Here is a 23,298-nt window from a genome sequence, read left to right on the forward strand (position 1 = left end):
GGCTACGGCCTCCCTACGGTGCTGCACTGCTGGAGCGTCGGATCGATCAGCTCCGGGTTGTCGTCCTTGCCGTCGAGGTCGGTCTCCTCGCCGATGTTCTGCGTGGTGAAGACGTTGTCGAACCGCTGTGTCACCTCACCGGCGGTGGCCTTGAAGTGCACCCGGACCATCAGGTACGTGGCGTTGAACTGGGCGCCGACCCCGGTGGTCCCGGCACTCGCCGCGATCCACGGCGTGTCCCCCGGCTTGTAGACCTCGAACGGCTTGGCGTTGTTGTCCAGCGACACGTCGGTGGCCAGCGTGGCCGGCGTCCCCGGCGTGGTGCTGGGCAGCTCCCAGTTCTTGATCGTCAAGATCTTCTTGGCGGTGTCGAACATCAGCTGCCGGCACCGGGGCTGCGGGTCGGTGAGGTCCGTCGGCTTCTTCTCCCGGGGCGGGATCGCGAACTCCAGGTAGAACCGGGTGGTCACCCCGGCGGGGCTGCCGACCGCGGACACGTACGTGGCGTAGCGCAGCTCCCGGTCCAGCCGCCCGAAGCTGGTGTCCAGCTGGTCGCCGGTGATCGAGTTCTGCTCGATCTGCTTGGTGCCCGAGTAGATCTGGATGATCGCGGTCACCGCCACCAGCGTCACGACCGACAGGATCCCGGTCGTGACCAGCACCTCCATCAGCGAGAAGCCGTGATCGTCGCGCTTGCGCACGCGGCCTCCTCCCCGGTTCACAGGACGGTCCAGACGAAGGTGTACTTGCTGGTCTGGGAGTCCTTGCCGCCGGTGGTCGCCTGCAGCGTGACGGTGTAGACACCCGGCAGGGTCGGCTTACCGCTGATCTTGTCGCCCTTCCCGCTCAGGTTGACGCCGAGCGGCAGACCGGTGGCGTCGATGCTCTTGATGTTGACGCCGATGTCGTCGGCGTTGGTGGCGACCGTCAGCGTCACCGACTGCAGCTTCGAGGAGGTCACCACCACACCCGGCGACGTGAATTGCAGGGTGCTGGTGGGCGAACCCACCTGCATCGCGAAGCTGGCAGTCTGCGTCGCGCCGGTCCCGTCCTTCACCGTGACTGTCGGCAGGTACCGGCCGCCGATGAGGACCGGCCCACCGGAGATCACCCCGGTGGTGGCGTTGATGCTCAACTCCGCCGGCAGACCGGTCGCGGTGAACGTGTACTTGCCGTCCCCACCCGTGACGGTCGTGGCCAGGTTGACCGTCGACAGCAGGTCGACCTGCTGATCGGCGATCGGCTGCAGGGCCAGCGGCTGGATCACGGTATGCGTGAACTTGAGCTCGAAGGGATGGTCGATGGTGGCGGTGCTGGCGGTGACCATGATGCTGGCGGAGTAGGTGGTGCTCGCCGTGCCGGTGATCGCGCCGGTGGCCGGGTCGAAGGTCAGTCCGGCCGGCAGCACGGAGGTGAGCGCGTACTTGTAGGACACCGCGCTGTTGGTCTTGTCGACGACGATCGCCGGCAGGGACACCGGGTCGCCGACGTAGCTCACCGGCGCCGGCACCGCGAGTTTCGGCTGATCGATCACCTGCCACTTGGTGCCGAGCGCCTGGTCGTTGTCCGACCGGGGCGACAACGTGCCGACCGGCGGCGCGCTCTCCACCACCTTGACGTAGGTGCCGGTGGTGGCGTAGGTCCAGACGCCGGCCTTGGTCGGCGTCCCGGTGACCACCCCGGTCGACGCGTTGATGGTGAGGCCGTCGGGCAGTTTGACGGCGCTCCAGGTGTTGGGCAGGTTGCCGCCGGTGGCCTTCATGTAGACGGCCGTGCCGTCGGCTTCCTTGGCCTCGATGCCGCGGAAGAACAGCTTCATGTCCGGCGGCCGGATCTTCGGGATGGCCCGCGTCGAGCTGTACTTGGCGTCGTCCTTCTTGCTGGAGACCAGGGTCGAGGCGAGGTAGGAGCACTGGTTGTCGGGAGCCGTGCAGCTCTTGTGCTGCCAGGTCTCCAGCACCACCACCCGGAAGTACTCCAGGATCGAGGTGGTGTCGGCGGGGCGCTTGGGATCGCCCTCGGCGAGCGGCCGGACACAGTCGTCGGTACGGGTCACGTAGACCTCGCACTTGCCGACCAGGATGCTCTGCTGGAAGCTGACGCCCCCGGCGGTCACCGTCTTCGGCACGGTCGGCAGCGCCGCGTTCTGGCCCTCGGTGCTGTTCGGGATGCCCTCCTGCGACATGGTCGCCAGGTACGGCGTCAGCTTGTCCTTGTACGGCCCGGTCTGCAGGTCCGCCCACTGCTGGTCGACGCTCGACTGGCCACGGCCGTCCAGGAGCGCGGACGGCTCGAGGGCGCGCACCTGCTCCAGCGCGTTGCTCGCCAGCCGCACCGCGTTGCGCTGGTCACGCTGCTGAGCGGCGGTCAGCGCACCGTTGACGAAGAACGCGCCCAGCCCGGCCATGGCGGTGCTGATCACTGCCAGCGCCACCAGGACCTCGAGCAGCGTGAAGCCCTCGTCCATGCGACGGTCGGACGGTTGGCCGCGCATCCCACTCCTCAACTGATCCTCCGGCGCCCAGCGGGGAGCCTGCCAACAAGCACCATCGGCACGCCGGCGCGGAAGTGGAGTGGTTTTACTCGATTCGCAGCGCCTCGGGCGAACCTGACCAGTGGAAACGCAGCAGCCGGTGCACCTGCTCGGTGGCGCCGACGATGCGCAGCCGGTGTGTCCCGGCGGCGGCCGGCCCGAGCAGGATCCGGGCGGCCGCCGAGTCGGCGAACCGCAGCCCGGACAGGTCCAGCGTCAGCGGTGCCCCGGGCGCCTGCTCCTCGATCAGGTGCTCGACCATCGCCCGCAGCGCCTCTCGGTTGGATAGGTCGGCCTCGCCCTCCAGGGACAGGCCGAGCGGCTCACGGGTGCGCACGCCGCGCAGCAGCGGTACCCGGGCCGGGTCGGTGGTGCCGGTGATGGTCGCCGGGTGGGAAAGGGTCAGCCGCCGCAGCTCCGGCTCGCTGAACAGGCGACGGTCGTAGAGGCAGATGCCCATCGCGTACCCGTCGGCGAAGACCCGGTTGACCTGAGCCTCGTACCAGGAGAGCTGATCGACGCCGTCCAGCCGGCGGGCCCAGGACATGTCGCCGATGCCGCGCATCCCGCGGTACCCGGCGGCCCGGGCCTTGTCCGCCTCGCCCCGTAACGTGGCCAGGCTCGCCTCGGCGTCGAAGAACCCGCCGCGCACCGGCCCGGCCAGCGTCAGCTGCCCGCTGTCCAGCGCGGCGGTGACGTTCACCCCCTGCCCGGCCAGCACCGCGGGCAGCCGTTCGGCGCTCTGCCCGTGGTAGAGGATCCGGTGATGCTGACGCAGCCCGGCCCGGATGTACGCCGCCACGCTGCGGGCCCGGAGCGGCTCGTCGTCGAAGACGAGACAGGCGTGATCACCCGGGCTCAGCTGGTCGAGCGGGCTGGCCTCGGCCATCGTGACCCCTCGCTGCTGGAGACCCCGTGACGAATTGGTTGGGCCCCACCGTAACCACGCCCGCGCGCCCGTACTATCGCTGAATCGGGTGCCCGGCAGGCCGCTGACGACGGAGGACAGATGACCCTCACCGACCCTCTCGCACTGCTCGACATCGCCGGTCTGCTGAGCGACGAGGAGCGGCAGATCCAGGAGACGGTGGCCCGGTTCGTCACCGACCACATCCGGCCGCACGTGGCGGAGTGGTTCGAGGCGGGCACCTTCCCGACCCGGGAGCTGGCGCCGGAGCTGGGCAAACTCGGGGTGCTCGGGATGCACCTGGAGGGTTACGGGTGCGCCGGGACCAGCGCGGTCGCCTACGGCCTGGCCTGCCTGGAGCTGGAGGCCGGCGACTCCGGCCTGCGCAGCTTCGTCTCGGTGCAGGGCTCGCTGGCGATGTTCTCGATCTGGAAGTACGGCTCCGAGGAGCAGAAGCAGGAGTGGCTGCCGCGGATGGCGGCCGGCGAGGCGATCGGCTGCTTCGGCCTGACCGAGCCGGACTTCGGCAGCGACCCGGCCAACATGCGCACCCGCGCGGTCCGCGACGGCGACGACTGGGTGCTCACCGGCACCAAGATGTGGATCACCAACGGCAGCATCGCGGACGTCGCGACGGTGTGGGCGCAGACCGAGGACGGGATCCGCGGCTTCCTGGTGCCGCGCGGCACCCCCGGCTTCACCAGCCGGACCATCAAGCAGAAGCTGTCGCTGCGGGCGTCGATCACCGGCGAGCTGATCCTCGACGAGGTGCGGCTGCCCGACTCCGCGCGGCTGCCCGGGGCGCGCAGCCTCGGCGCGCCGCTGAGCTGCCTGAACGAGGCCCGGTTCGGGATCATCTTCGGCGCGACCGGGGCGGCCCGGGACTGTCTGCAGACCGCGATCGGCTACGCGAACACCCGGGTGCAGTTCGACCGGCCGATCGCCGCCTTCCAGCTCACCCAGGAGAAACTGGCCGACATGGCGGTCGACCTGAACACGTCCGCGCTGCTGGCGCTGCACCTGGGCCGGCTCAAGGACGCCGGCTCGATCAAGCCGCACCAGGTCAGCGTCGGCAAGCTGAACAACGTGCGCAAAGCGCTCGGCATCGCCCGGCAGTGCCGCACCATCCTCGGCGGCAGCGGGATCACCCTGGAGTACTCGCCGCTGCGGCACGCCAACAACCTGGAGTCGGTGCTCACCTACGAGGGCACCTCGGAGATCCACACGCTGGTCATCGGGCAGGCGCTGACCGGCCACTCCGCCTACCGCTGAGGGCCGCTCCGTCCCGCACGTCCCGCCCGCGGAGACTTCGCAGCGTGCGGCCGGTCGCCTGCTTGAACAGGTACTCGGCGCGCTCGTAGGAGAGCCGCCGCCGGCCGGTCTCCGGGCAGAGATCGGCCGGGCCGGGGCGGCGGGCCGGGGCGGGGCGCCGGTCCGAGAGGAAGAGCGGGCCGCGGGTGCGACCCGCGATCAGATCGGGCAGCAGGGCGGCGGTCTGCTCGCCCCAGGTCACACCGGGGCCGCGGCGGCCGGAGAGATCCAGATCGTCGACGTCCAGGGCGAGGACGGCCCCGATCGTCGCGGTTGACTCCCGCACCATCGACCACAGAACCCGTTCCCGCAGCGAGACGCCCGATCGCGGGCGCGGCTCCGGCTCCCCGCCGCTCGGGCGACCGCCCACCACCCGGTCCGATTCGTCGGGCAGGGCGCGATTTCTCAGGTCGGCCGCGAGATGCGGGAAACCGGCCCACGCGGTGAACGACCGCACTGCGGCGAGATGCCGATTCCACCCCCGGGGCGCCGCGTCCGGCCAGATCGCGGCCACGGCCGCGGCCACCCCCGCGGGATCGAGGGTGGCCAGGGGAGTCCGCTCCCCCAAGGCCCGCCGCACCCGGCCAAGACTCTTCCGGTACGCGAAAGCCGTCGCCTCGCCCAGCCCCACCAGGAACTCATCAACGGCCGGCCCCAGCGCCGGCCCCGCACCGGCCCCGGCGGCCGGGTCGCCGGACTCGCCGGTCGCGTCGTGGGAACCGACGGTCGCGTCCACCCGGGCCCGCAGGAAGTCCCGCTCCGCCACGTTCCGGGTCAGCGACGCCGCCCGCTCCAACTCCAGCCGCGCCTCGGCCACCCGCCCGAGCCGCAGCAGCAGATCCCCGCGCACCCCCGGCAGCAGGTGGTAGTCCCGCAGCACCGGATCCGCCACCAGCTCGTCCACCAGCGCCAGCCCGGCCTCCGGCCGGTCCGCGAAGCCGACCGCCACGGCCCGGTTCAACCGCACCACCGGCGTCGGCAGCAGCCGCTCCAGCGCCCCGTAGAGCGCCGCGATCCGGCCCCAGTCGGTCTCCGCCGCGGTCCGCGCCTGGGCGTGACAGACCGCGATCGCGGCCTGCAACACATACGGCCCCGGCGCTGCCGTGGCGCCGGCCGCCCGGGCCCGCAGCATCGCCGCGAAGCCCCGGTTGATCAGCAGCCGGTCCCACCGCCCGCGGTTCTGCTCGTGCAGCTGGACCGGCTCGCCGTGCGGCCCGGTGCGGGCCGCCGACCGGGACTGCTGGATCTCCATCAGCGCGACCAGGCCGTGCACCTCCGGGTCGTCCGGCGCCAGCTCGGCCAGCAGCCGGCCCAGCCGCAACGCCTCCAGGCACAGGCCGGGCCGGATCAGGTCGTCGCCCGAGGTGGCCGCGTAGCCCTCGTTGAAGACCAGGTAGACGACCTCGAGCACCGAGGTCAGCCGGCCGCTCAGCTCGGCGCCGGACGGCAGCCGGTAGGCGGCCCCGGACTTGGCCAGGGTGCGTTTCGCGGCGGCGATCCGCTGGGTGATCACCGGCTCGCCGACCAGGAAGGCACGGGCGATCTCGGCGGGGCTGAGGCCGGCGACGACCCGCAGGGTCAGGGCCGCGCGGGCATCCCGGTCCAGCACCGGATGGCACGAGATGAACATCAGCCGCAGCACGTCGTCGCCGGACGACTCCCCGGCGGTGTCACGGGGCTCGACGGCCGTACCGTCAAGCCTCTTGGCGCGCCGTAAGTGATCGACGGCCTTGCGCCGGGCGATCGTGGTCAACCAGGCGCCCGGATTGTCCGGAACGCCGTCGACCGGCCACTGCTCCATGGCCGCGACCAGCGCGTCCTGCGCGAGCTCCTCGGCCAGGCCGACGTCGTGAACCATCCGCAGGAGCGCCCCGACGATCCGCGCGGACTCCTGCTTCCAGACGACGCCGACCGTGGCCCGGACCTCGGACATGTCAGCCGAACACCTGGTGGATCAGGCTCTCCCCGTCCCCGACGATCTTGCGGAACCGCCGGCCCAGCTCGATCGCCTCCTCCCGCGACCGCACCTCGACCAGCGCGAACCCGCCGATCGCCTCCCGCGCCTCGGTGAACGGCCCATCGGTGACCGTCACCTCGTCCCCACGGGAAGCGATCTTGAACCCGGCCGGGTCCAGGCCGCCGGTCGCCAGCAGCACCCCGGACGCGGTCATCTCCTCGATGAACGCCGCCATCTCGGCGAACAGCTTCTCGTCGGGCTGGGTGTCCTGCATCTTCGACAGCATCAGGTAGCGCATCGTTTCTCTCCGTCCCTCAAGGTCGCTTGCACCCTGACGTCGCCCGACCTCATGTGACAGGTAATCACGCCCCGCCCGCCCCGGACACCCTCGCGCCCGGGTCCGCTCCCCGCACGGCCGCTCGCCGATTACCTGTCACATCGACCGGATCGACGAGTGGGCAGACACCCCGTTGAGAAGGAGCCCCGCGATGACCTCCACCAGCACCCACCCGGCCACCGCCAGCACCCGCACCCCGGCCTCTCGTCCCGCCGCGCCCAGCAACCGCACCCGTCGTGGCACGCGGTTCCTGCTCGGCGCGCTCGCGGTCGCCGGTCCGCTCTGGGCCACGGTCTCGCTGGTCCAGGCCGCGACCCGGGACGGTTTCGACCTGACCCGGCACCCGCTGAGCCTGCTGAGCACCGGTTCGCTCGGGTGGCTGCAGATCACCAACTTCGTGCTCGCCGGCATCCTGCTGGTCGCTGGCGCCACCGGCCTGCGCCGCGCGGTCACCAGCCGTTGGGCCCCGCGCCTGGTCCGGGTCAGCGGCCTCGGCATGATCGCCGCCGGCCTCCTGGTGATGGACCCGGCCGACGGCTACCCGATCGGCACCCCGCCCGGCATGCCCCCGGCGATGAGCTGGCACAGCATCGGTCACATGGTCGCCGGCTCGATCACCTTCACCGCCCTGATCGCCGCCTGCTACGTCCTGGCCCGCCACTTCGCCGTCCTGGCCGGTCACTCCGGAACCGCCGGCGCCCGTCGCACCGCCGTCGCCGCCGCCCTCTCCGGAACCGCACTCCTGGCCGGCGACATCTGGGCCATGACCGGCGCTCCGGCCGGCTCCCTCACCCTCGCCGCCGGTGCCATCACCGCGATGTGCTTCCTCACCGTCGCCGCGATCCGCACCCGCCCCTGACCGTTGATCCGCGTTCGCATCACCGCTCCCGGCGGCGCTCCCGATAGGGCGCCGCCGGTGGCGCGACGCGGGTCACTGCGGCTTGGGCGAGGTGATCGCGGCGGGCAGACTGGGCGGCGGTCTACGGCACGGTGGGGGAACTCGGGATGGATCTCGACCTGGACGCGCCCGGGCTCGTCGGGCGGACCGGGGTGTGGGCCGAGCTGATCGCGCTGCTGGAGCGGGACCGGCGGGACGGCTCCGGCGCCCTGGTGCTCGGCGCCGCCGGCATCGGGAAGAGCGCGCTGGTCGAGCAGTTCGCCGCGCATGCCCGCAGCCTCGGCTTCCCCGTCCGCACGGCGAGCGGGGAGACCGGCGCGGAGCCGTATGCCGGGTTACGTGCCCTGTTCTCCGAGGCGGACCTGGCCGACCTGCCGCCTGGACAGCGTCAGGCCCTCGGGACGGCTCTCGCCGCCCGGACCCGGGGCACCGCAAGCCCACGGACTCCCGCCGGCCGGGAGAGTCCGCCCACCCGAGCCGGGCGAGAACAGGCAGCGCCCAGCACCCCGACCGCGAACGCCGCGAGCCCGGACGGGCGAGGGCGGACAGAGGTTGCCGCACGGACCGGGAACGGCGGGGTGACCGAAGGGGCGGCGGAGGGCGAGCCGCGGGTCGATCTGCTGGCGTTGCGGGCGGCGGTTTGTTCGGTTTGTTCGGTGCTGGCCGGGGAGTTGCCGCTGGTGCTGGTGGTCGACGACGTGGACCGGGTCGACGCGCCGACCCTGGACCTGCTGATCACGGTGGCTTCGGTGCTCAGTTGGCGGCAGCTTCCGGTGATCGCGCTGTTCGCCAGCCGGACCGAGCGGGTGCCGGTGGAACTGGCTGAGCTGCTGCGGCAGATTCCGGTGCCGGCGCTCACCGACCGGGAGGCCGAACGGCTGCTCGACCGGCTCGCCGCACCCGGCGGTTCGGCCCGGCTGGAGATTCTCCGGCGGGCCGCGGGCAACCCCTTGGCCCTGCACGAATACGGCGCCGGGATCCCGGAGCGGGACCGGGCCGCGGGCGGTGGTCTCGCCGCAGGCACCCCGACCGCGGAGGGCACGGTCAGTGAGCGGACCGCGGCTGCGGAAGGTGGCGTCACCGAGGTCTTCGCTCGTCGGGTTCGGGACCTGCCGGAGATGTCGCGGCGGGCATTGACGCTGGCTGCGGCCGGTGAGCGCAGCGTGGCCGTGCTGTCGCGGGCCGAGCCGGCGCTGACCCCCGCGGTCTGGCAGCCCGCCGAGGAGGCCGGACTGGTCACCGTGGTGGACGCGGTGGTGCGGTTCCGGCATCCGCTGGTCGAGTTCGCCGTCCTGGACGCGGCCGGGGCGGGGGCGCGGCGGCGGGCGCATCGGATGCTCGCCGAGGCTACGGCGGACCCACGCCGGGCGCTGTGGCACCGGGCGGAGGCGGCCGACGGCACCGATCCGAAACTCGCCGCCGAGCTGATCGCGGCGGCTCGGCCGTTGAACGGGGCGGCCGCGGTGACCGCGGTCGGCCTCCTGGAGCAGGCCTGCGACCTGCTTCCGCTCACGGAACGGGCGCCGGTGCTCCTGGAAGCGGGCGTTCGGGCCGGCGCGATCGGACGGATCCGGTGGGCCGCCGACATTCTCGCGCGCGCCCGGGCCGTGCCCGGCGTGGATCCGGCGCTGCGCGCCTCCACGGATGCCTTCGCCTCGTGGGTGCTGACCATGCGTGGCCGGGTGACCGAGGCGGCCGATCTGCTGGTCGCCGCCCTCAACGAATACACCGCCCCGCACCTTCCCGGCTCCACCGCACCCGCCCAGCTCGGCTCCACCACACCCGCCCAGCTCGGCTCCACGACATCCACCGACGTGACCGGCACGGCGAGTCTCGGAGAGACGGCAGAAGCTCGCAGCGAACTGACCGACGTGACCGGCACGGTGAATCGCGGGGAGACGGCAGAGGCTCCCGATGAGCTGGCCGCCGTGACCGGTGAGGCGGATCGAGGAGAGGCGGTGGAGGTTCCCGGTGAGCTGGTGGAGACCAGTGCGCTGCCGGCGTTTCTGCTGGGGTACGGGCCGCTCAGTGACGCCCTGACCGCCGTGCTGGCGAGGGCGGGTGGGCGCCGGCTCTTCCCGGCGGCGCTGCTGCGGCCGGATGACGACGTGCGGGCGGCGATCCTGGCGGTGCCCGAGCCGGTGGCCGCCGGCGAGATCGGTCCGGCTGCGGCGATCGGGGCCGGGGCGATGCTGCTCGACGAGCCGGAGCAGGCGTTGCGGCTGCTCGGGCCGGCGGTTCGGGCGGTGCGTGAGGGGACGGCGGCCAGCGCCTTTCTCACCGCGCCCGGCGCGGCCGCCTGGGCATTGATCGATACCGGTCGGTGGGTGGAGGCGGAGGGGCTGCTGGTGCCGCTGCTCGCTTCGCCGGCACTGGCCGAGGCGAGCATGGTCCGGGCCGGCGCCGAGGTGCAGCTCGCGGTGATCCGCTACGGGCGCGGACGGCTCGACACGGAGCACGAACCACTCGGTTCCACGCCGCTGGAGCACAGACGGCTCGACGCCAGGCGGACGGAGCACGAACCACTCGATTCCGCGCCGCTGGAGCACGGACGGCTCGACTCCGGGCGGACGGAGGACGAACCACTCGATTCCACGCCGCCGGAGCACGGACGGCTCGACTCCGGGCCACCCGAGCGCGAACCGTTCGGCTCCGGGTCGCCCGAGCGCGGGCTGCCGGCGATGGGGCTGCGGCTGTACTGGGCTCGGGGCGTTGCCGCGGCCGCCGGTGGGGACCATGCCGCGGCGTATCGGTGGCTGCGGGCCGCGGCCGAGGTGCGGCACCCCTGGCAGCCGCTGGTGCTGCCGGATCTGATCATCGCGGCGCGGCACGACGGGCGGGCGGAGGCGACGCGGGACGGGCATGAGCGGATGCTGACGTCGTACCGGAAAGCCTGGTTGACCGGACGGCAGCGGATCCGGCTGGCCGCGGCCGCAGCCTTGTTGATCGCGGACCCGGCGGAGTCGGCGGAGCGGCTGGCGGCGGTGCTGGCGACGGCGGGTGCGGAGCGGTGGCCGTTCGAACGGGCGGTGCTCGCGGTGGAGCTGGCCGACCGGCTGCGGCGCGCCCAGCAGCCGACCCGGGCGAAAGAGGTGCTGGTCGGGGCCTTGGACACGTTCGAGCGGCTGCGGGCGGCGGCGTGGGCCGCGCGGGTTCACGCGGAGCTGCGGATCGCGGTTCCGGCGGCGGACGGGCCGGATTTCGCGGCGCTGACGGCGCAGCAGGAACAGATCGTCCGGCTGGCGGCCCGGGGCCTGACGAACCGGGAGATCGGTGAGCGGCTGTTCCTCTCGCCGCGGACCGTCGGATCGCATCTGTACCGGCTCTTTCCGCAGCTCGGCGTGACCAACCGGACCCAGCTCGGTGAGCTGGTCGCGGCGGTCGACCGGACCTCGGCGGGATGAGCGGCGTCGGCGCCACCGTCGGTAACGGCTGCCGGGGGCCGCGGTGGTGACGCTGATCGGGCGGTCCGGGCAGCTGACGGCGATCGCGGCGGCGTTGCGGACCGGGCGGTCGGTGCGGGTGGCCGGGGAACGGGGCACCGGGCGGTCCGCGGTGCTGGCCGAGGCTGCCGCCCGGCATGCCGGGACCGGGGTGGCGGTGCTGGCGGTACGGGGGCTGCCGGGGGACGCGGCGCTGCCCGGGGCCGGGTTGCAGCGGCTGTTGACGCCGGTGCAGCACGAGACCGGTGCGCTGCCCGGCGCGGCGGCGGCGGCGTTCGCCGGGTTGTTCCGGACGGAGGCGCCCGCGGTCACGCCGATGCCGGTGGATCAGGCGGTGGCGGTGCTCGCGGCGCGGCTGGCCGGGCGGGGGCGGTGGCTGTGGTGTGTGGACGATGAGGATCGGCTGGACGAGCTGTCCCGTACCGTGATCGGGTCGCAGCGGCACATCGCGGTCCTGGCCGCGTCGCTGCCGCAACCCGCGGCCGACCCGGCGGAGGAGGTCGTGACGCTCGGGCGGTTGAGCCGGGTCGAGGCCGAGCGGATGCTGGCGGCGCGGCCCGGGGTGCGGACCCACCCGGCGGCGCGGCTGGTGCTGGCTCAGGCAGCCGGAAATCCGCTGGCGCTCGACGAACTGGCCCGGCACCTGCCGGCGGCCGCGGAGATCACGCCGACCATGACCGAGCTGCCGGTGCCGCCCCGGCTGCGCCGGGCGCTGGCGTCCGGAGTGGACGACCTGGACGAGACCCAGCTCCGGTACGCGGTCCTGGTGGCGCTGGCCGCCGAGACGCCCGGGACGTGGGTCGACATGGCGCCCGAGGTCCGCGCCGAACTGGTGGCGCGCGGGGTGCTGCGGCCCGGGCGGCGGCTGCGGTTCCGGCATCCGGTGGTGCGCGCCGCGGTGCTGGACCGGGCCGGGTCGGGGCTGGTCCGGCAGGCTCGGCATCGGCTCGCCGCCCGGCTGCCGGCGGGTGCTCCGGCCCGGGCGTGGCACCTCGCGCGGGCTGAGCCGGCCGCCGACGAGTCGCTGGCCGGCGTGCTGGCACGGGCCGGCACCGAGCTGGTCCGGGCGGGCCGGGCGCGAGCCGCCGCCTACGCGCTCAGCCTGGCCGCCGCGCGCACACCGGAACCGGGACTCGCCGACGCCCGCCGCCGCCTGGCCGCCCGGCACGCCCGCCTCGCCGGCGAACCGGCCTGGGAGAGCCAGCTGACCGACATCCCCGCCGGGGAAAGGCAGGTGAGCAGCATCCCCGCCGGCGAGAGCCGGCTGACCAGCAGCCGGCTGAGCAGCGAACCGGCCGGGCAGAGCGAGCCGGCCAGCGGACCGGCGCACGGAGACCAGCGCCCGCTCCCGGAGCACACCGTGCAGGACCTCGGGCAGCTGCTCCGGATCGCCTGGCTGCGCGGCGACGAGCCGACCCGGGCCGGGATCCGGGCCCGGATCCCGGCCGCGCCGACCGCGCTGCTCGCCACCTGGGCACGGGCCGTGGTCGACGACGCCGACCCGGACGGCGCCATCCGGCGGCTGATCGGCGGAGACCACCCGGACCGGATGGCGCCCGACGAGCACGCCGTCGTGCTCGGCACCATCGCGCTGGCCCGGCACGAGACCGCCCTGGCCGCCCGGCACCTGTCCCGGGCCGCCGCGTCCGCCCCGCCCGGCGGCCTGATCCGGCCGATCGCGCTGGGCGCGCTGGCCTGGGCCCACCTCGACGCCGGTGAGCTGGACGCGGCGCGGGCCACGGCGGAGCGGACGCTGCGGGTGGCCGACGCGGCCCGGCACGGGGTGGCCACCGCCGACACCCGGGCCGGCGCCCTGGCCACGCTCGCCGCGATCGCCGTGCTGCGCGAGGACCCGGACGCCGCGGACCGGCTCGGCGCCGCCCGGGACGCGCTCCAGCCGGGCCACCACGCGCTGCACGACCTGCGGCTGGACCGGGCGCAGGGGTTGATCGCCGGGATCCGCGGGGAGCACGCGCTGGCCTTCCACCGGTTGCGGCGGCACTTCGACGGCGACGGCCGGCCGGTCCATCACCGGATCGCCGATCTGTGCTTGGCGGATCTGGCCTCGGTGGCGGGGGCGGCCGACCGTACCGACGAGGTCGCCGCGATCGTCGCCGCGGCCGCGACGCGGGCGCGGACCCTGGGCTCGGCGCGCCTGACCGCGATCTGGCATCGGGCCCGGGCGTTGCTGGCCGGGCCGGACCCGGGCGCCGAGTCACTGTTCCGGCGGTCGCTGGCCGAGCCGGGGGCCGGGCAGTGGGCCGTCGAGCGGGCACTGACCAGGATGGACTACGCGCAGTGGCTGCGCCGGCGGCAGCGCCCGGCCGAGTCGCGGCCGCTGTTGCGGGCGGCCCGGGACGTGTTCGCGGCGGCCGGGCTGACCGCCTGGCGGGAACGGGCCGACGCGGAGCTGGCCGCGGCGGCCGCGCCACCCCGGCCGGGCACGCCGGCGGCCGGGCTCACCCCGCAGCAGCGGCAGGTGGTGACGCTGGCCGCGCAGGGCTTGACGAACGCCCGGATCGCGGCCCGGCTGGGCCTCTCCGCGCGCACCGTGGGCACCCATCTGAGCAGGGCTTATCCGATTCTCGGGGTGACCCGGCGGACGCAGCTGCCGTCGCTGCAGTCATTCGACGGACGACGCGCGGAGGACGACCCGGCACGCTGAGGGCATGAGCTACCCGAAGCCGGTCCTGGAGCCCGCGGCCGAGCAGTTCGCCCGGGAGTGCGCGTCGCCGCCGTACCCGGCGGATCTGGACGTCGAGCGGGCCCGCAAGGAGCTGGTCGCGGCGCAGGACCCGCCGCGGCCCGCGGACGCCGGCCTGGAGGTGGAGCCGGTCGAGGTCGCGGGGGGCCCGGCCGGGCGGGTGCGGGTCCGGATCGTCCGGCCGGGCCAGGCCCGCGGGGAGCTTCCGGCGATTCTGTACGCCCACGGTGGCGGCTGGGTGGCCGGCGACTTCGGCACCCACGGGCGGCTGGCCGGCGAGCTGGCCGGGCAGGCCCGCGCCGCGGTGGTGTTCGTCGAGTTCAGCCGGGCGCCGGAGGCCCGCTACCCGATCGCGGTGGAGGAGCTCTACGCGACCCTGGAGTGGGTGGCCGTGCACGGCGCCGCGCACCGGCTGGACCCGTGCCGGATCGCCGTCGCCGGCGACTCGACCGGCGGGAACCTGGCCGCCGCGGTGGCCATCCTGGCGAAGCAGCGGTCCGGTCCGGCGCTGGCCGCGCAGGCCCTGCTGACCCCGGTCACCGACGCCGCGTTCGGCACCGACTCCTACCACCAGTTCGCCGAGGGGTACGGGCTGCGCCGCGACACCATGCCGTGGCTCTGGGACCAGTACCTGCCGGACGTGCCGCTCCGGGCGGAGATCACCGCGTCGCCGCTGCGGGCCACGGCCGAGCAGCTGGCCGGGTTGCCACCGGCGCTGGTCGTGGTGGCGGAGGCGGACGTGCTGCGGGACGAGGGCGAGGCCTACGCCGCGAAGCTGCGCGCGGCCGGCGTCCCGGTGACCGCGGTCCGCTACCAGGGCGCCGTGCACGACTTCCTGGCCCTGGACGCCTTGCGCGAGACCCAGGCGGCCCGCGCCGCGACCGCCCAGACCGCCGCCTTCCTGCGCGACGCCCTGCGCTGACCACCTGACCGATGGCGTCCGGCACGCCACATCCCGGATTCTCGGACGGCACGACGAAACCCCGTCGGAGATTCGCGAGGTGCCGATGCCGGACGAACCTGTCCTGTGCGGAGAAGATCACCCCAGATGACTGGCGCGGATCGGCGGAAGAATTCGGTGATGACAGCCGCGTGGCGATGACCGAAGAGGCTTTTCGGTACGACGGCGCGCTCCGGGCGTACCGGAAATTGTCTGCTGGGATCTTGGGTGGGGTGTCGGATCGGGGTGGGGGTGTTCGTAGCAGAGTTGTGAGGCGGTCCGGAGGGGGCCGCCGGGGCTTCGGGAGATGATCGCGATGGCGCAGTATCTGATCAACGTGCTGCACGACTCGGGCGAGCGGGCCACCGAGGCGGAGATGGCCGCGATCGACGTGTTCAACGAGCAGCTCCGGGCGGACCGGCAGTGGGTCTTCGCGGGCGGCCTGGGCGGGCCGGACGCGGCCACCGTGATCGACAGCCGGGGCGCGGAGACGGTGGTCACCGACGGGCCGTTCGTGGAGTCGAAGGAGTTCGTGATCGGCTTCTGGATCGTCGAGGCGCCGCACCTCGACGTGGCGCTGCGGCTGGCCGCGCGCGGGTCGGCGGCCTGCAACCGGCGGGTCGAGCTGCGACCGTTCCTGGACGCGTGACCACCGTCGCGGAGACCCTCACCCGGGTCCACCACGAGGAGTGGGCCCGGGTGGTGGCGACCCTGGCCCGCCGGTTCGGCGACCTCGACCTGGCCGAGGAGATGGCCGCCGAGGCGTTCGCGACCGCGGTCGAGCGCTGGCCGGTCGACGGCGTCCCGCCCGCGCCCGGCGCCTGGCTGACCACCACCGCGAACCGCAAGGCGATCGACCGGCTCCGCCGCGAGGTCCGGCGCGACGAGAAACACCGGGAGGCCCTGATGCTGTCCGGCACGCCGGAGCCGCTCGGCGCGATCGACGACGACCGGCTCCGGCTGGTCTTCACCTGCTGTCATCCGGCGCTCGCCATGGAGGCCCGGGTGGCGTTGACGCTGCGGATGGTCGGTGGGCTGACGGTGTCCGAGATCGCCCATGCGTTCCTGGTCCAGGAGACCGCCATGGGCCAGCGGATCACCCGCGCCAAAGCCAAGATCAAGACCGCCCGGATCCCGTACGGCGTGCCGCTGCGCGACGATCTGCCGGCCCGGGTCACCGGGGTGCTCGCCGTGCTGTACCTGATCTTCAACGAGGGGTACCTGGCGTCCGGCCCCGGCACCCCGGCGGTGCGTGCCGACCTGACCGCCGAGGCGATCCGGCTGACCCGGCTGGTCCACGCGCTGCTGCCGGCCGACGGGGAGGCCGCCGGGCTGCTGGCGCTGATGCTGCTCACCGAGGCCCGCCGGCCCGCCCGGGTGTCCGCGAGCGGTGAGCTGGTCACCCTCGCGGAGCAGGACCGCGGCGCCTGGGACCGGCAGCTGATCGCCGAGGGGCACGCCCTGGTCCGGGCCCGGCTCGCCGCCGGGGAGCCGCCCGGGCGCTACCAGATCCTGGCCGCGATCAACGCGGTGCACACCGACGCCCGGGACGTCCGGGACACCGACTGGGCGCAGATCCTCGCCCTCTACGAGCAGCTGATCCGGATCGACGCGTCGCCGATCGTGCGGCTGAATCGGGCGATCGCGGTCGCCGAGCTGGACGGCCCGGAGGTCGCGCTGGCCCAGATCGCCGGGCTGCCGCTCACCGACTACCACGCCTACCACGCGGTGCGCGCCGAGCTGCTGCGCCGGCTGGGCCGCAGCGACGAGGCGCGGGCGGCCTACGACCGCGCCGTCGAGCTGAGCGGCAACACCGCCGAGCAGGCCCACCTGATCCGCCGGCGCGACCAGCTGGCCGGGTAGGGCCTACGAGGCGTAGATGGAGAACTTCGCGGTCCAGCGGCTGGCCGTGCCGAACGTCGCCGGCCAGGTGCCGAACGTCGTCGGCGCGCTCCACGCGCCCTGGTTCGCGGCGCCGGTGTCGTAGCTCAAGTTGTTGTCGCCGTTGGTGTTGTAGACCAGCCAGTAGGCGGTGTTCGGGGCCAGGGTGGCGGTGATCGGCCGGCTGTTCCAGGCGTTGGCGGTCAGCGTGCCCGAGGTGCTCGACGCGACCAGCGCGCCGGGCGAGCCGTTCGCGTCGGCGTAGATCGCCACCTGGTACTGGTTGGCCGGCGCGGCCTGCACCGACTTCGCGTAGACCGAGATCTGGCTGACCGGGAACGCGGTCGCGCCGGTGACGAACCGGGAGCCGTTCCGGTAGTTCGCGTCGCCGGAGTCCAGCGCGGCGCCCACCTGGTCGTACCCGAAGCGCGGGGCGCTCGCCGCGGCCGTGGTGAAGGAGAACTGGTGGGCGGTCGTGAGCGGGTTGCCGGCCGCGTCGGTCACGCCGGTCCGGACGGTCACCGTGTACGCCGTGGCGGCGGCCAGCGGCGCGGACGGCGTGATCGTCGCCGACTGGTCCGCCGGGTCGTAGGTGACGGTCCGGGTGACCAGGGCGCCGCCCGGGCCGCGCAGTTCCAGGTTGGCCGGCGTGACGGTGCCGGCCGCCAGTCCCTCGCTGAACCGCACGGTCATCGGCGCGGTCGTCGCCACCCCGGTGGCGCCGCCGGCCGGGACGGTGGTGGTCACCGCCGGCGCGGTGGTGTCCACGCCGGTGGTCGCGTAGATCGAGAACTTCGCGTTCCACCGGCTGGCCGTGCCGAACGTCGCCGGCCAGGTGCCGAACGTCGTCGCGGCGCTCCACGCGCCCTGGTTGGCGGCGCCGGCGTCGTAGCTCAGGTTGTTGTCGCCGTTGGTGTTGTACATCAGCCAGTAGGCGGTGTTCGGCGCCAGGGTGGCGCTGATCGGCCGGGTGTTCCACGCGGTGGCGGTCAGCGTGCCGGCGCTGCTGGCGGCCACCCGGGTGCCGGGCGAGCCGTTCGCGTCGGTGTAGATCGCCAGCTGGTACTGGTTGTTCGGGGCGGCCTGCACGCCCTTGGCGTACACCGACATCGAGGTGACCGTCGCCGGGTCGGCGCCGGTGACGAACCGCGAGCCGTTCATGTGGTTCGCGTCGCCGGAGTCCAGCGAGGCGCCGATCCCGGTGAACCCGATCCGCTGCTGCGCCGGGGTGGTCGTGTAGGTCGCGGTGTACGTCGTCGCGGTCGCCGGCGCGGTCACGATGTGGGTCTGCGCCCCGCCGTCCGACCAGGACGCGAACGCCGAGGCGCCCTGCGGCGACGGCGCGGACACCGAGTTGGTCGAACCCTCGATCACCGTGCGGGTGAACGGCGTGACGCTCGACGAGGAGCCGACCGCGAGCTGGAGCCCGGCCGGGACGGTGGTGAAGGTCAGGTCCACCGTCTTCGGGTCCAGCCGCCGCGACACGGTGTGGGTCAGGCCGCCCTGGTCGGTGGCGACCAGCTTGAGCTCCAGATAGGACGGGTACTCGTGGTCGGGCGCCTCGAACGACCCGGACGCCACCCCGGTCCACCGGCGGATGTCGTGCTCGTGGCAGTTGTCCGGCGCCGAGCAGTGGTGCATCACCAGGTCCCAGTCGAGGCGCGCGGCGGGCAGGCCGCCCTCCTGCGGATCGGTGGCGTGGCCGGTGAAGGCGATGGTGTCGCCGACCTTCCAGGTGGTGCCGGCGGCCGGGGTGTCGATCACCCCGGTCGGCGCCTCGTTGCCGGGCGTGATGGTCACCGTGCTGGTGCCGGTCGCGTTCAACGTGTCGGTCACGGTCAGCTTGGCGGTGTGCGTGCCCGGCGTGGGATAGGTGAAGGTCGCGGTCGGCGTGGTGGCGTCGGTGACGCCGTCGCCGGTGAAGTCCCAGGCGTACTTCAGGCGGCCCTCGTCGGCCGGATCCGGGTCGGACGAGGCGACCCCGTTGAAGGTCACGGTCAGCGGCGCCGGGCCCTGCGTCGGGGTCGCGTCGATCACCGCGGTGGGCGGCTGGTTGCCCGGGAAGTAGCGCACCCGGCGGACGGTGCCGCCCAGGTCGGCGTAGTACAGCTCGCCGCCGGGGCCGACCTCCAGGTCGACCGGGCCGGCCGCGTCGGAGACGAAGGTGCGCAGGTTGGCCGGATCGGGCAGGCCGCCCGGGGTGGACGGCAGCGACGCCCAGATGCACCGGCGCGAGTAGTCGGCGAAGAAGATCGCGCCCCGGTACTCGGCCGGGTAGGGGCCGCCGGCCGCCGGGTAGAACGCCACCCCGGTCGACGAGGAGCTGCCGGTCGGGCAGGCCTCGCCGGCGATCAGCTTGCTGGAGTGGTTCCAGGCGACGAACGGCGCCGTGGTGGTGCCGGCCGGCGCGGTGTAGAGGGTCTCGCAGATCGGCAGGTTGGCGCTGTCGTACCCGGACTGCCGGGCGTTGCCCTCGTAGCAGGGCCAGCCGAAGTTGGTCACGCCGGCGGTCGGATCGACCACCCGGTTGACCTCCTCCCAGGTGTTCCACCCGGTGTCGGAGATCCAGGTCTCGCTGGTGCCCGGCCGCATCGTGATCCGGTACGGGTTGCGCAGCCCGTGGGCGACGATCCGGCGGGTGTCCGGGTCGGCGGCGCCCAGGTTCGGGTTGCCCGGGGCGGCCGCGCCGGTGGCCGGGTCGAGCCGCAGCAGCGCGCCGTCCAGCTGGGTCTCGTCGCCGGCGGTCCGGACGTCCTGCGAGCGCAGCGCCCCGCCCTCGTTCGCCGGGTCGGCGCACGGGTTGGTCGGCGCCCCGGTGGGGAACTGGCCGTAGTCGACCGCGCTGAAGCTGGCGCCGTCACCGGCCGCGACGTAGAGCATCCCGTCGGCGCCGAACGCGATGTCCCCGATCGAGTGGCTCGGGAACTGCTGGCACCAGTCGTGCAGCAGCACCTGCTCGCTGCCGGTCATCGTGTTGCCGCCGGCCTGCAGCCGGGAGAGCCGGCCGGTGACCACGCAGCGCCCGTCGTTGGCGTTGGCGCACACGTCGTTCCAGACCGGGGCGGTCTGCCCGGGCGGCGCGTCGTAGGTGTAGAGCACGTAGACGTACGGGTTGGCCGGGAAGCCCGGGGCCAGCGTCATCCCGAGCAGGCCGCGGTCCCACTGGTTGTGCACATTGGACGACAAGTCGGCGAAGACCGTCGGGGTGGTGTCGGCCAGGTCGTCGAAGACCTTGATCCGGCCGCCCTTCTCGGCGACGAAGACCCGCCCGTCCGGCGCGAACTCCAGGTCGACCGGCGAGCTGAGCCCGCTGAAGACGATCTGCTCCTGGAAGCCGGTCGGCAGCGCCACCGCGGCGGCCGGCTGCGAGGTGGTGAACGACGACATCGCCACCACGGTTGCCAAGGCGACGATCCCACTCAGCGCACGCCGGAACACGGCATTCCCCCGACCGTCACACGTTCCTGACAGATTGAGGAATCCTAATTGGACGCGGTGCGGCAGCGGCGTCGGCTGTCCGACTCGACCGCCCGCCGACCGGTCAGATCCGGGCGGCCGTCCGGCTGATCCCTGTCGATCCCCGGCTGGTGCCGGACACCTGAAGGTGCTTGCATGCCCCGGTGATGGTGCGCGCACTCGGCCGCTCGGTGGCCCACCGGCGGTGGCTGGTCCTCGGCGTCTGGCTGATTCTGACCATCGCCGGGGTGGTCCTCGGCGGGCAGCTCTTCGACCGCCTCGCGACCACCGGCAGCCTGCGGCCGGACGCCCCGTCCCAGCTCGCCGACCGGCGGCTCGACCAGCTGCAGCCGGAAGGCCCGACGGTGGTCGCGGTGGTCGGCGGGCGCGACGTGTACGACCAGGCGCTGGTCGACGACGTCACCGCGGTCGCCGCCGCGATCCGGGCGATCGACGGCGTCACCGAGGTCGAGGACCTCTACAGCGCGCCGGGCGGCCGGATCGGCGCCGACAACCGCAGCTCGCTGATCCGGGTCGAGCTGGACCGCGGCCTGCCCGACGACCGGCGGGAGCGGGTGGAGGACGCGGTGGCCGCCGCGCTGCACCGGATCGACGCGCCGCAGGTTCTGGTCGGCGGCGAGAAACTGGCCGAGCGCGCGTTCGCCGACCAGGCCGTCGCGGACGCGGCGCTCGGCGAATCGGTGGCGCTCGTGGTCCTGCTCGGCCTGCTGGCGCTGCTGCTCGGCGGCGTCACGGCCGGCGCGATCCCGGTCGCCGCCGCGCTGGGCACCGTGGCGGTGACGCTGCTCGGCCTGACCGGGCTGTCCGCGCTCACCGAGGTCAGCGAGTTCGCGGTCAACGTGGTCACGCTGCTCGGCATCGGGCTGGCGGTGGACTACGCGCTGCTGATCGTCGCCCGGTTCCGCGAGGAACGGGAGGCGGACCACGACGCCCCGGTCGCCGAACTGCTGGCCCGGACCATGGCGACGGCCGGCCGTACCGTGCTGATCGCCGGGCTCGCCGTCGGGGCCGCGATGGCCGGCCTGTCCGCGTTCGCCGAGCCGCTGCTCGGGGCGATGGCGCTGGGCGGGGCGGTCGCGGTGCTGGTGGCCACCGGGGCGGGGCTGACCGTCGTACCGGCGCTGATCGCGGTGGCGCACCGCCGCATCCCGGCGGCCCGCCGGTCCCGCCCCGGCCCCGGCCTGCTGGCCCGGCTCGCCGCGGTCGCGCAGGCCCGGCCGGCGCCGGTCGCGCTCGCGGTCACGGCCGGCCTGCTCGGGCTCGCGCTGCCGTTCCTGGTCGCGGTCAACCTGGAGAACTCCGACGCCCGGGCGCTGCCCGCCGCGGCCGAGGCCCGCCAGCTGCGCGAGACGGTGCAGCGCGACTTCAGCGGCGGCCAGGCCGACCCGATCGTGGTGGTCACCGGCGCCGACCCGGACCGCGATTTCCTGGACGCGGTGAACCGGCTGGACGGCGTGCTGCGGGTCGAGGCCCGGCCGGACATCGCCGCCGGGGCGGCCGTCCTCGACGTCACGCCGGAGGGCGAGACCGCCGGCCCGGCCTCCCGGGACGTCGTCCGCGCGATCCGGGCGATGGATCCGCCGTTCCCGGTGCTGGTCGGCGGCGCCGCCGCGGAGCTGGTCGACTACCGCGACTCGGTGGCGAGCCGCTTCCCGCTCGCGCTGCTGGTCGTCCTGCTGCCCACGGCGGTGCTGCTGTTCGTGCTGACCGGCTCGCTGGTCGTGCCGCTCAAGGCGCTGCTGATGAACGCGCTCACCCTGCTCGCCACTCTCGGCGTGCTGGTCGTGGTCTTCCAGTGGGGTGTCGGCGACGCCCTGCTGGGCTTCGACTCGTGGGGCGCGATCGACGTCACCACCCCGGTCCTGCTGTTCGTCTTCGTCTTCGGGCTGTCGATGGACTACGAGGTGTTCCTGCTCGCCCGGATCCGCGAGGAGAGCCTGGCCGCCCCGGCCGCCGGGACGACCGGGACCACCGGGACCGCCGGCGACCGGGCCGTGCGGGCCGGCCTGGCGAAGTCCGGGCCGGTGGTCACCGCCGCCGCGCTCGGCATCGGCGTGGTCTTCCTCGGCTTCCTGCTCGGCGACCTGATCGCGGTCAAGGAGATCGGCTTCGCGATGGCGGTCGCCCTGCTCCTCGACGTCACGGTGGTCCGCGGCCTGCTCCTGCCCGCCGCGATGAGCCTGCTCGGCGACTGGAACTGGTGGGCGCCACCCACACTGCGCCGCCTGCACGACCGCTGGTTCACCGGCCGATGACCGGCGTCGAGCGGCCCTGGTCCACCGCGTACTCGCCCGCGGCGACCGTCCCGACGGACGCCGGGGTCAGGGTCAGCGCGACGACGCCGCCCGGCAGGACACGCGTGGTCTCCTCGACGGTGAAGGCCGCCGGGGTCGCGCCGTCCGGGAACAGGCGCTTGCCGGCGCCGACCACGACCGGGAACTGGAGCAGGCGGTAGCGGTCGACCAGCCCGGCCCGGTGCAGCGCCTGCACCAGCTGCCAGCTGCCGTGCACCTGGAGTTCCGCGCCGGGCAGCTCCTTGAGCCGGCGCACCTCGTCGACCAGGTCGCCGCGGAGAACCGTGGCCGGACCCCACCCGGCCTGCTCGTCGGTCAGCGTCCGGCTGACGACGTGCTTCGGCAGGGTGTTCAGGCTGGCGGCGATCGGGTCGTCCGGCGCGGTGACCCGCGGCCAGTACGCGCCGAGCAGGCCGTAGCTGGTACGCCCGAAGAGGAAGGCGCCCGCCTCCCGGAACCAGCCCCGCACGACCTCGTCGGTGTGCCCGGACGCGTGCGGGACGAGCCACCCGCCGCGGTCGAAGCCGCCGGAACGGTCCTCGTCCGGATGTCCCGGTCCTTGCACGACCCCGTCGAGGCTGACGAAGATGTTGACGCTGAGCAGCACGGTTTCCTC

At 73.9% G+C, this 23,298-nt stretch carries 15 protein-coding genes; 8 read left to right on the top strand and 7 right to left on the bottom strand.

Translation table 11 applies throughout. The features are described from left to right. Positions 1-2: 2 nt before the first annotated feature. The 3 genes from BJY16_RS00675 to BJY16_RS00685 all read right to left on the bottom strand — a co-directional run bounded on the left by BJY16_RS00675 (position 3) and on the right by BJY16_RS00685 (position 3,422). The gene (locus BJY16_RS00675; RefSeq protein ID WP_185037198.1) at positions 3-701 is read right to left on the bottom strand and encodes a PulJ/GspJ family protein; all 699 of its coding nucleotides are present in this window, start codon (positions 699-701) and stop codon (positions 3-5) included. 17 nt (positions 702-718) lie between these two features. Next, positions 719-2,494 carry a putative Ig domain-containing protein gene (locus BJY16_RS00680; RefSeq protein ID WP_185037199.1) on the bottom strand — a complete coding sequence of 592 codons (1,776 nt, stop codon included), beginning with the start codon at positions 2,492-2,494 and terminating at the stop codon, positions 719-721. 85 nt (positions 2,495-2,579) lie between these two features. Then, positions 2,580-3,422 carry an MEDS domain-containing protein gene (locus tag BJY16_RS00685; protein WP_185037200.1) on the bottom strand — a complete coding sequence of 281 codons (843 nt, stop codon included), beginning with the start codon at positions 3,420-3,422 and terminating at the stop codon, positions 2,580-2,582. A 120-nt stretch (positions 3,423-3,542) separates the two neighbouring features. On the opposite strand from BJY16_RS00685, the gene BJY16_RS00690 reads away from it, so the two are divergent. Further along, the gene (locus BJY16_RS00690; RefSeq protein ID WP_185037201.1) at positions 3,543-4,712 is read left to right on the top strand and encodes an acyl-CoA dehydrogenase family protein; all 1,170 of its coding nucleotides are present in this window, start codon (positions 3,543-3,545) and stop codon (positions 4,710-4,712) included. Here the strand turns inward: BJY16_RS00690 and BJY16_RS00695 are convergent. Together BJY16_RS00695 and BJY16_RS00700 are read right to left on the bottom strand one after the other, a co-directional pair. After that, positions 4,672-6,684, bottom strand: coding sequence for an RNA polymerase sigma factor (locus BJY16_RS00695; RefSeq protein WP_185037202.1), 2,013 nt, complete (start codon positions 6,682-6,684; stop codon positions 4,672-4,674). The genes BJY16_RS00690 and BJY16_RS00695 overlap by 41 nt on opposite strands. Before the next feature lies 1 nt (position 6,685). Next, positions 6,686-7,006: a YciI family protein gene (locus tag BJY16_RS00700; protein ID WP_185037203.1), complete on the bottom strand. Its 321-nt coding sequence runs from the start codon at positions 7,004-7,006 to the stop codon at positions 6,686-6,688. Positions 7,007-7,196: 190 nt separating this feature from the next. On the opposite strand from BJY16_RS00700, the gene BJY16_RS00705 reads away from it, so the two are divergent. From BJY16_RS00705 to BJY16_RS00730, 6 genes are all read left to right on the top strand, one after another. Next, the gene (locus tag BJY16_RS00705) at positions 7,197-7,904 is read left to right on the top strand and encodes a DUF998 domain-containing protein (protein WP_185037204.1); all 708 of its coding nucleotides are present in this window, start codon (positions 7,197-7,199) and stop codon (positions 7,902-7,904) included. Between the two features lie 146 nt (positions 7,905-8,050). Further along, positions 8,051-11,347: a helix-turn-helix transcriptional regulator gene (locus BJY16_RS00710; protein ID WP_185037205.1), complete on the top strand. Its 3,297-nt coding sequence runs from the start codon at positions 8,051-8,053 to the stop codon at positions 11,345-11,347. Between the two features lie 43 nt (positions 11,348-11,390). Beyond that, on the top strand, positions 11,391-14,051 hold the full coding sequence (locus BJY16_RS00715; protein ID WP_185037206.1) for a helix-turn-helix transcriptional regulator: 2,661 nt from the start codon (positions 11,391-11,393) through the stop codon (positions 14,049-14,051). A 4-nt stretch (positions 14,052-14,055) separates the two neighbouring features. Next, entirely contained in the window at positions 14,056-15,012 is a 957-nt protein-coding gene (locus BJY16_RS00720) for an alpha/beta hydrolase (RefSeq protein WP_185037207.1), read from the top strand. 334 nt (positions 15,013-15,346) lie between these two features. Beyond that, positions 15,347-15,679 (top strand): YciI family protein, encoded by a 333-nt coding sequence (locus BJY16_RS00725; RefSeq protein ID WP_185037208.1) that lies wholly within the window; start codon positions 15,347-15,349, stop codon positions 15,677-15,679. After that, positions 15,676-16,893, top strand: coding sequence for an RNA polymerase sigma factor (locus BJY16_RS00730; RefSeq protein ID WP_185037209.1), 1,218 nt, complete (start codon positions 15,676-15,678; stop codon positions 16,891-16,893). Before BJY16_RS00725 ends, BJY16_RS00730 begins: the two co-directional genes overlap by 4 nt. Positions 16,894-16,896: 3 nt before the next feature. Here the strand turns inward: BJY16_RS00730 and BJY16_RS00735 are convergent, their stop codons facing one another. Next, complete coding sequence (locus BJY16_RS00735) at positions 16,897-20,307, bottom strand: PQQ-dependent sugar dehydrogenase (RefSeq protein ID WP_239177669.1); 3,411 nt, start codon at positions 20,305-20,307, stop codon at positions 16,897-16,899. Between the two features lie 227 nt (positions 20,308-20,534). Between BJY16_RS00735 and BJY16_RS00740 the strand changes: the two genes are divergently transcribed. Beyond that, on the top strand, positions 20,535-22,643 hold the full coding sequence (locus BJY16_RS00740; protein WP_239177671.1) for an MMPL family transporter: 2,109 nt from the start codon (positions 20,535-20,537) through the stop codon (positions 22,641-22,643). Here the strand turns inward: BJY16_RS00740 and BJY16_RS00745 are convergent. Continuing rightward, positions 22,630-23,289 carry a dihydrofolate reductase family protein gene (locus tag BJY16_RS00745; RefSeq protein WP_185037210.1) on the bottom strand — a complete coding sequence of 220 codons (660 nt, stop codon included), beginning with the start codon at positions 23,287-23,289 and terminating at the stop codon, positions 22,630-22,632. The genes BJY16_RS00740 and BJY16_RS00745 overlap by 14 nt on opposite strands. Positions 23,290-23,298: the final 9 nt, after the last annotated feature.

It is taken from the genome of Actinoplanes octamycinicus (genome assembly GCF_014205225.1).
Taxonomy (GTDB): domain Bacteria; phylum Actinomycetota; class Actinomycetes; order Mycobacteriales; family Micromonosporaceae; genus Actinoplanes; species Actinoplanes octamycinicus.